We start from the raw sequence: 1193 nt of genomic DNA on the forward strand, positions 1-1193 counted from the left end.
GATTACTCGACGATCTTGGCCACGACGCCGGCGCCGACGGTGCGGCCGCCTTCACGGATGGCGAAGCGCAGCTTCTCTTCCATGGCGATCGGGGTGATCAGCTCGACGTCCAGCTCGGCGTTGTCGCCCGGCATGATCATTTCCACGCCTTCGCGCAGCTTGATGATCCCGGTCACGTCCGTGGTGCGGAAGTAGAACTGCGGGCGGTAGTTGGTGAAGAACGGGGTGTGACGGCCGCCTTCTTCCTTGGTCAGGATGTAGGCTTCGGCCACGAACTTGGTGTGCGGGGTGATCGAACCCGGCTTGCACAGCACCTGGCCGCGCTCGACGTCTTCGCGCTTGGTGCCGCGCAGCAGCACGCCCACGTTGTCGCCGGCTTGACCTTGGTCCAGCAGCTTGCGGAACATTTCCACGCCCGTGCAGGTCGTCTTCTGGACCGGACGGATGCCGACGATCTCGACTTCCTCACCGACCTTGACGATGCCGCGCTCGACGCGACCGGTGACCACGGTGCCGCGGCCCGAGATCGAGAACACGTCTTCCACCGGCATCAGGAACGGCAGGTCGATCGGACGATCGGGCTGCGGGATGTAGGCGTCGACCGTGGTCATCAGTTCCAGGATCGACTGCTCGCCGATGATCGGGTCGCCGCCGTCGATCGCCACCTTGGCCGAGCCCTTGGTGATCGGGATGTCGTCGCCCGGGAAGTCGTACGACGAAAGCAGCTCGCGCACTTCCATCTCGACCAGCTCGAGCAGCTCGGCGTCGTCGACCAGGTCGACCTTGTTCATGTACACGACCAGGGCCGGCACGCCGACCTGACGGGCCAGCAGGATGTGCTCGCGGGTCTGCGGCATCGGGCCGTCGGCGGCCGAAACCACCAGGATCGCGCCGTCCATCTGCGCCGCGCCCGTGATCATGTTCTTCACGTAGTCGGCGTGGCCAGGGCAGTCGACGTGGGCGTAGTGACGGTTGGCCGTCTCATATTCCACGTGCGCGGTGTTGATGGTGATGCCGCGGGCCTTTTCTTCCGGCGCCGCATCGATGTCGGCGTAGTTCTTGGCCGTCGCGCCGCCCGACTTGGCCAGCGTGATGGTGATCGCCGCCGTCAGCGTCGTCTTGCCGTGGTCAACGTGACCGATCGTGCCGATGTTGCAGTGCGGCTTAGTGCGTTCGAACTTTTCCTTGGCCAT

1 protein-coding gene is annotated in these 1193 nt (G+C 64.9%); it reads right to left on the reverse strand.

From position 1 onward, the window contains the following. Nucleotides 1-2: 2 nt before the first annotated feature. A partial coding sequence (gene tuf, locus WAE60_RS24060; RefSeq protein WP_337689221.1) for an elongation factor Tu occupies nt 3-1193 on the reverse strand: 1191 nt, incomplete at its 5' end.

Source organism: Caulobacter sp. CCG-8 (genome assembly GCF_037402475.1).
Lineage (GTDB): Bacteria > Pseudomonadota > Alphaproteobacteria > Caulobacterales > Caulobacteraceae > Caulobacter.